Origin of the sequence: Arsenicibacter rosenii, from assembly GCF_001870735.1 — a bacterium.
Lineage (GTDB): Bacteria > Bacteroidota > Bacteroidia > Cytophagales > Spirosomataceae > Arsenicibacter > Arsenicibacter rosenii.
In genome coordinates this window covers 1-6,582 of the sequence record NZ_MORL01000053.1, presented here as the reverse complement: position 1 = coordinate 6,582, position 6,582 = coordinate 1, and the positions used below count along the sequence as shown (strand labels likewise).

The following is a 6,582-nucleotide window of genomic DNA, read 5'->3' as shown; positions in this document are numbered from 1 at the left end:
CCGACGTCAAGGCCAGGGTCGTCAAACACGACTACTGGCTACCGGACGAAGCGGCATCGCTTTACGCCGATGCGCATGCTGTTCTGAGCTTCGAGTGTCATTCTCCCATCATCGCCCTGACCAACGGTACCCCGGCTTTTTATCTGCGCCAGCCGGAGGATACCATCAAGGGGCAGATGTACTACGATCTGCAACTAACAGACTGGACCTTTGAGATCAATGACGTGACAGGTGAACAGATTGCCGGGCGGCTAATGAGTGTTCATGCGGATTATGCCAAAGCCCGGAAGCGGGTGAAGGCATCGATGGATTTGGTCAAAAAACGCTATAACGCCGTGTTTGTGCCACTGAAAAAACTGACCTGATTAATGTAAGTTGGACCTGCTACATTTGACCGGACCATTAAGATCTAACTTAGTGGACAATGAAAACCAGGAGACAATACGACCGCGCGGCGGACCGTGGGAAATATTTAGATTCATAAAAGCTCACCAAGGTGAATTTTCTACGGTCCGTCGCGCGGTTGAAATGAGGTGTAAAGTATTGATGGTGTGGGTAACTGCAACAGGTTGCTTAAAGATTTCCAGCATTGTGTTGCAAATCTAAAATGTTATAAGTTAGAAAAATGAAGAAACCCGTTACCTGGAACCGCTTGTAGGTTGTATAAGGCAAGACTTGATCTGACGAATGACAATTATCGGACTTTAATGCTACCTATAAAATGTCTTATACCCTATCCGGCATCTTCACGAAATAGTCCCGTTCGGTCTGCTTTTTAATGTAAAACTGCGTTGTCTCAAACAGCTCGTGACGCAGGTGGCGCTGCACCCACATTGGTTCTACGCCTTTGTCGATCATGATCTGTCCGGTTGTGTGGCGCAGGCTGTGGGCCGACATCTTAGGTCGTTTCAGGCCAAGGGCTTTCAGATATTTATCAACCACATACCGGATATGTGCCGTTTTTAAATCCGGAAACAGCAGCGAAGCGCGTGATGCAGAAAGCGGTATCCCTGTTTCAGAATGAAGATATTCACGCAATATATTCGCGCAGGGCGTAAAGAGCTTAATGGCTTTTCGGGTACTCTTTCCTTTACCGAGAACGTGTACCTGCTCTTTGTCAAACGCTATGTCACCCACCGTGAGTCTGGTTACTTCTACTGTCCGCAATCCTTCCAGGACCAGCAGAGCCACGATGGCACGGTCCGCCGGGTTGTCAATGACAGCAAGCAGGGCATCCCGCTCAGCCTCGCTGAGGCTGTCTTTGTAGAAACCGCGCTCGATGCTCAGGCCCCGGATCGCCTGAACATCCCGCAGATCATCCGCCTGCTCAGAACTGAGCCCTAAGCGATTGCGGTGCTTAATGACCCATTCGGTTAACTGCCTGATGGCCGAGAGATAAAAATTAACGGTGAACGCCGACAGCCCGCGCCGGCGCAAATCGTTGACATACTGGCCGATTGTCCGCGCTGAAAACGATGCCGGCCGGCCCGCCGCCTGCTCCTCAGTGATATAGTGGAAAAAGACGTTTAAGGCCCTGGTATAGTTCTCCTTTGATCTGTCGCCCCGCAGGTGACTGGCTTCGGCCAGAAAGGCCAGAATTAGCTCATTGGCAGCTGCCGGCATCTGTTTACCGGCCGGCGAGTCCGGCACTACCGCAGGGCATCCCTGCATCTGATAAAAGAACAGAAACTTTCTGACGGGTGAAAGCTGATTGCCCTTTTTGCCTGCACCGTAGATGCGCAGGCTGCCGGTATCAAAGGGCAGGCGGTTGTCCAGACAGTAACGGATAAACTGCCGGGCCAGCCGTGGGTAGTTACCGGGTTTTGTTCTGCCGGTCTGCGCCAGCCAGGCCGTAAACTGATGAATGAGCTGGGTGACCGTCAAACGGGCAGCCCCCGCCGGTGCCGGAGTCAGGATGTTGTGTTGTTTAGCTATCTGTCGTGCCATGTATCCGGATCATTAAGTTCCGGAACATAACGGGTTATCCGGTTTTACCTGCCTGGCTGCGTAAATGCTCCGCCTGGTCTGGCCAGTTACCCCCTGGTATATCATGGTGGCTTGTAACGGGCTTCTCCGTTTCGGCACAGGCTACAGATCAAAGATAATGATAAAACGAATAAATTCAACCTCATACAAATTGTAATTTGTATGAATTGTTGAAAATACGGTTTCCGGTGTAAATTTTCAGTTCAACAGATAGTGCCACTCACCGGTTTGTAGTGATCCGGTGTATGATCAGCTAAACGGGGACCTCTCAACATTCGTACGAAATCTCTCATCAGTTTAATGTAAATTCAGTATCAGATGATCAGGTTTTTTGGGATAGTATGAGTCCGGTACGACTTGTATCCAGTAATCAAATATTTCTTTAGACCTGTCATCTTTTTCAATAAATCGCTACTAATGGGGCTGATTAACAACGAAAAGATGTCCAGACTACAAATTTTTATACTTGTTTTTATTTGTGCATCAGGCTTTCCGGGAAGATCCAAAGCCCAGATTCAAAAAGAACAGGCAGACCTGATTGACCGTTATTTGAGCGTGCAGCAGCAATCAATCGGCTTTAACGGTACAGTCTGATTGCCAGGAATGATAGCGTAATCTATCGACGGTCAATGGGCAAAGCGTCATTGGAGCTTGACGTAGCGCTTTCTTCAGAGCCTGTTTTTCGGATAGCATCAATTACTAAGCAGTTTACGGCTATGTTGGTAGTATTGGCTGCCGAAGAGCACAAGTTAGTACCTGACGATCAACTCAGTAAATATTACCCCCAACCGGGCCAATCAGATTGGAGTAAAATAACTATCCGGCAATTACTGACCCACACCTCCGGCCTTCCACACAACGAAGGGATAGCGGATTATTGGGAGAAAACGTCGTTTCTTCCACTCTCGGACCGGCAGGCCACAGACGAGATATTTAAATTGAAACTATTGTCTGTTCCAGGGACAAAGACGCAATATTCCAGTCCTGGATACTTTGTTATGGCATGTATTCTGGAAAAAATTTACCATAAAAGCTATGGTGCCATCCTAAGGGAGAAGATTACCGCTCCATTACGTATGGATATATCCTTCCCTCCTTAATCGAAGGATTACCTGACACAAAACAACTGCAAGCAGCAGGAGCCGAAATAATCAGTAAACTACAATCGGAACGCCAACGTATTCCCACCAAAATCACCATTCAGGGCGACTTCTACGGCTTTACAGGATGGAGCCCTTAGTAGCTTACAGTTTCCTGTTAGTACTATGTGTTGCCCTTTGTACCTACTTCTGGTATCAAAAACAGGAAACCGTATAATATCAACAAGCCCTTGAACTATTCAAAGAGCGTAATTATCTATCCCACCAGATAGATAATTACCGAAATAAATACCCTCAGTATGCAGAACGGTTATTCCCTCTTTATGACGACGGTGGTTTTTGGGCTAAAATAAATTACAAATTGAGTCCCCCCAAAAAATCAGCCTTAACACTATAATACCGTAACAACGCACCTTATACGCAAAACAATAACGGTCCTGAACACAAGAGCAATCCCCAAAAAATACGACCCGAAGGATGGGGGTGGAGATTTTTTGGGGATTGGCGAAGCGAACTTTTGGGGCGGTACCGTTATTGTTAAAAAAAGCGTCTAAGGTTTCGTTGCTGCTAGGTATGTACGCTTCTTATTAAAGAGTTTCAACTAACAATTTCTTATTACTTTGTACTAAATCAAGGCCCTGTTGTGCAACCTTTGAAAAAATAGCACGAACAGCACGTTGACGATAAGTACCACCAGATTTACTTTCATAAAAAGCAAGATCCTCTTTAAACGAATCTTCATATTGATCAAGCAAATTTTTAGCTTGGCCGACTAACTGTTTATACTCAATCGGATCTATATTACCTTTAACCGAAACTACAGATTCTCGGATCAAGCTTACTTCATCAGATCTGCCAGCAATCAACTCACCCGTATAAAATACACGATCCTTTACAGTCATTGTTTTCAAACTACTCGACAATAATTGTTCAGCAGCTTCTCTTCTAAACCTACGTATAGACGGATTAGAACTATTTGCCTTGACAAATGACATATACAAACTGTTCGTAGCAGCACTAGGTTTTACTGTAAGCTTACCTGACTTAAAGAAACCACTTTTGTTAACAAAAGACTCCAGATCATCCGAATTAACAGAAACTTCTTTTGTACTTGGATCACTAGGATCAGGTATATAAAAATCTCCTATCCTGGTAGACTCGTTAGCCTTAGCTATTCTAGCATTCTCACTTTCAACACGCTCCATTACTTGAGACTGTTCCGTCTTATCGTGAGTACACGCACCAACTATAAATATTAAGAAAATAAATTTCACACCTTTCATGATCAACAAATATTTATATCACCAACAATTAACCATTATTACAACAAAGGCTCTGAGCAAAAGACGCATCAGTATAGGCACCACTATGCTTACCACCAACTTCTTTATCAATGTAAGCAGTCTGACCACTGGTAGCACCTGTACAACAACCACCTCCTACAGCAACATACGAGCAGCTATACAATATACCGCCGTCATCAAAAGCACACTCACACGTAAAGGCCTTTGCATCAGCAATATAGCTAACACATAAAAAAAAGCACCCTAACAGAAGGCGCTTCTTCTCTCCAAAAATTGATTTGGTTAACATAATAAATAGTTTTAAATGGTACATAATAAATTCTACACTGACCAGTTTTGAACCTAACCAGCAAGTGTTAAAAATAACAATAAAAATAAAAAAATAAATATATTATCATATATACTTTAAGTGCACTATTGTTCTTTTTCAATCGTAAGATTTATACATACTCTCCTCTTCCTTTGAAGCAACAAAACCACTTAAAAGCTCTCCATATTCACTAATCCAATCATAATTGACCCATTCCCATACACGTCCTTCAAATCCCCCCGGCCATTCCTGCCCAATCAGGTCCTCATCCTCAATTTCTTCTTCGACCATCGATTGGGGTGGTCCCGTTTGGCCGGACACTTTACTTATAAGAGTTTGAAAAAACAGATTGATCGTATTGTTTTCAACGCCAATCGGTGAACGGTTGCCTAGCCATGAGTGCAGCCGACGGACGTTATAATACCCGCTACCGGAATGGCGGTAGTTATACGGCCCTTACGGAAGGGGTTAAAACGGGCGGAACTTATACGTTAACTGTTTATGGAAGTCCGGGCTGCCCGCCAGCTACCAGTACCGTTGTCGTTCAGGGTCCGGACAGTTGTCAGCAGCAGTAACGATATCTGACTTTTTAGCAGCGCTGATCACAAAAATAAACCCCGCTCATACAGACAGGACGGGTTATCATTTTGTATAGTGTCCTGTTTAGCTCGCGACATACTCCTCCAGTATCACAAACGGGCCGGAAGACCGGCTCAGCAGCTCAGCAATACACTGTTCGGCTTCGTTTCGGGAATCAAACCGGTAGCGGTNCTCAACATGATCGTAGTCGACCGGTAAAAGCTTATACTCGTAACTGCCGGTGGTGTGGTGCTGATTCAGCAGGAATACGTCGTAGATAATCTTCATCGTCATGGCTTGTTTAGGGGTCTGTAAATATGCCTGAACCGTGAAAATATCCCAAACCGCTTTTAAACAAAAATACCCCACCTCAACCGGGTAGGGCATTTNTTTTGTATACAAAGTCAGGGGGATTACAACTGAAAATTGCAATCCCCCTGCTTTACTTTGTGGGTGTGACAGGATTCGAACCTGCTAAGTCCGTAGACTCCAGATTTACAGTCTGGCCCAACCCTCCTGTGTTGGCGCACACCCGGGCTAACTGGTAACCCTGGTCAGACCGAGGCGGCGGTCCGCTCAACCAACACTATCCAGATCCTGAATCTGGAGTTCCTTCGGGTTGGGCTACAGGGTCCCAAAAAAGACTCTCAGCAGTACCGAAAATCTTTTATAGTTCTCGTTAAAGAGCATTAATGAACGACTTTCATCGCCTGAATTTCTTCAGCCTGAGGCAATAATTCAGATAATATTTGTCATTATTTTTTAGACTATTCAAGCCAATTATTTTATTCAATTTATCGTTAAAACTACATGATTTTCCCGGCTCATATTACGGGAAATATGCAGCTATTTTTTATAAAAGCGGAGGTGGCAGGATCGCACGGGCGACCCTGTCGAACCTATAAGGGCTTTTCACCCGCAGTAGTNTTCTATTCGTGCCGATCCGATAAGGCAGCAAATAACTACCTTAAAGTCAACACATAAGAGTCCCGTCGGGGAGTCGAACCCCGCCATACCTGTTTTGCAGACAGGCCCCAAACCGCATGAGTTACGGGACATACAGGCAATAAAAAAGGGCCTCCCGGATGTACCAAGAGGCCCTTTCAACGCAATAAGTTTTCTATATACTTATTGCACATAAGCCCCTCGTCCTGCCTGTCAGCAGCGAACACGAACAGAGACAATATGTGCAGAGTATTTTCATGTTGCAAATGTAAAACTATTTTCAAATTACTTCCAAATATTATCTGATAATTTCCGGAAAACTATTTTTTAATTTATCCGGAATAATAAAAACATATTC

Annotated in this window: 7 protein-coding genes, 2 tRNA genes and 1 pseudogene; 4 read left to right on the top strand and 6 right to left on the bottom strand. The window is 44.7% G+C overall.

The window, feature by feature from the left end; genetic code table 11:
- Positions 1–365 (top strand): annotated as a pseudogene (locus BLX24_RS29260) (polysaccharide pyruvyl transferase family protein); the annotation flags it as partial.
- 361 nt (positions 366–726) lie between these two features.
- On the opposite strand, the gene BLX24_RS29255 reads toward BLX24_RS29260, so the two are convergent.
- Positions 727–1,947, bottom strand: a complete 1,221-nt coding sequence (locus BLX24_RS29255) for a tyrosine-type recombinase/integrase (RefSeq protein WP_071506770.1) — start codon at positions 1,945–1,947, stop codon at positions 727–729.
- A gap of 456 nt (positions 1,948–2,403) precedes the next feature.
- On the opposite strand from BLX24_RS29255, the gene BLX24_RS32955 reads away from it, so the two are divergent.
- Positions 2,404–2,580 (top strand): hypothetical protein, encoded by a 177-nt coding sequence (locus tag BLX24_RS32955; RefSeq protein ID WP_177225957.1) that lies wholly within the window; start codon positions 2,404–2,406, stop codon positions 2,578–2,580.
- The gene (locus BLX24_RS29250; protein ID WP_310590811.1) at positions 2,577–3,086 is read left to right on the top strand and encodes a serine hydrolase domain-containing protein; all 510 of its coding nucleotides are present in this window, start codon (positions 2,577–2,579) and stop codon (positions 3,084–3,086) included. The genes BLX24_RS32955 and BLX24_RS29250 overlap by 4 nt, the downstream gene beginning before the upstream one ends.
- A gap of 587 nt (positions 3,087–3,673) precedes the next feature.
- Here BLX24_RS29250 and BLX24_RS29245 read toward each other — a convergent pair.
- The 3 genes from BLX24_RS29245 to BLX24_RS32950 all read right to left on the bottom strand — a co-directional run bounded on the left by BLX24_RS29245 (position 3,674) and on the right by BLX24_RS32950 (position 4,991).
- Positions 3,674–4,369 (bottom strand): hypothetical protein, encoded by a 696-nt coding sequence (locus BLX24_RS29245; RefSeq protein ID WP_071506768.1) that lies wholly within the window; start codon positions 4,367–4,369, stop codon positions 3,674–3,676.
- Positions 4,370–4,397: 28 nt separating this feature from the next.
- The gene (locus BLX24_RS32365) at positions 4,398–4,679 is read right to left on the bottom strand and encodes a hypothetical protein (protein ID WP_143092870.1); all 282 of its coding nucleotides are present in this window, start codon (positions 4,677–4,679) and stop codon (positions 4,398–4,400) included.
- A gap of 138 nt (positions 4,680–4,817) precedes the next feature.
- Positions 4,818–4,991 (bottom strand): hypothetical protein, encoded by a 174-nt coding sequence (locus BLX24_RS32950; RefSeq protein ID WP_177225956.1) that lies wholly within the window; start codon positions 4,989–4,991, stop codon positions 4,818–4,820.
- A 104-nt stretch (positions 4,992–5,095) separates the two neighbouring features.
- Between BLX24_RS32950 and BLX24_RS29240 the strand changes: the two genes are divergently transcribed.
- Positions 5,096–5,275, top strand: coding sequence for a hypothetical protein (locus BLX24_RS29240; protein WP_071506767.1), 180 nt, complete (start codon positions 5,096–5,098; stop codon positions 5,273–5,275).
- Between the two features lie 454 nt (positions 5,276–5,729).
- Here the strand turns inward: BLX24_RS29240 and BLX24_RS32945 are convergent.
- Positions 5,730–5,813 (bottom strand) — tRNA-Tyr (locus BLX24_RS32945).
- A gap of 451 nt (positions 5,814–6,264) precedes the next feature.
- Positions 6,265–6,336, bottom strand: a tRNA-Cys gene (locus tag BLX24_RS32940).
- Between the last annotated feature and the right edge of the window lie 246 nt (positions 6,337–6,582).

Bases quoted from the DNA above. Each gene is read 5' to 3' on its own strand.
- BLX24_RS29255 (WP_071506770.1), bottom strand. From the start codon at position 1,947: ATGGCACGACAGATAGCTAAACAACACAACATCCTGACTCCGGCACCG.
- BLX24_RS32955 (WP_177225957.1), top strand. From the start codon at position 2,404: ATGGGGCTGATTAACAACGAAAAGATGTCCAGACTACAAATTTTTATA.
- BLX24_RS29245 (WP_071506768.1), bottom strand. From the start codon at position 4,369: ATGAAAGGTGTGAAATTTATTTTCTTAATATTTATAGTTGGTGCGTGT.
- BLX24_RS32365 (WP_143092870.1), bottom strand. From the start codon at position 4,679: ATGTTAACCAAATCAATTTTTGGAGAGAAGAAGCGCCTTCTGTTAGGG.
- BLX24_RS32950 (WP_177225956.1), bottom strand. From the start codon at position 4,991: ATGGTCGAAGAAGAAATTGAGGATGAGGACCTGATTGGGCAGGAATGG.
- BLX24_RS29240 (WP_071506767.1), top strand. From the start codon at position 5,096: ATGAGTGCAGCCGACGGACGTTATAATACCCGCTACCGGAATGGCGGT.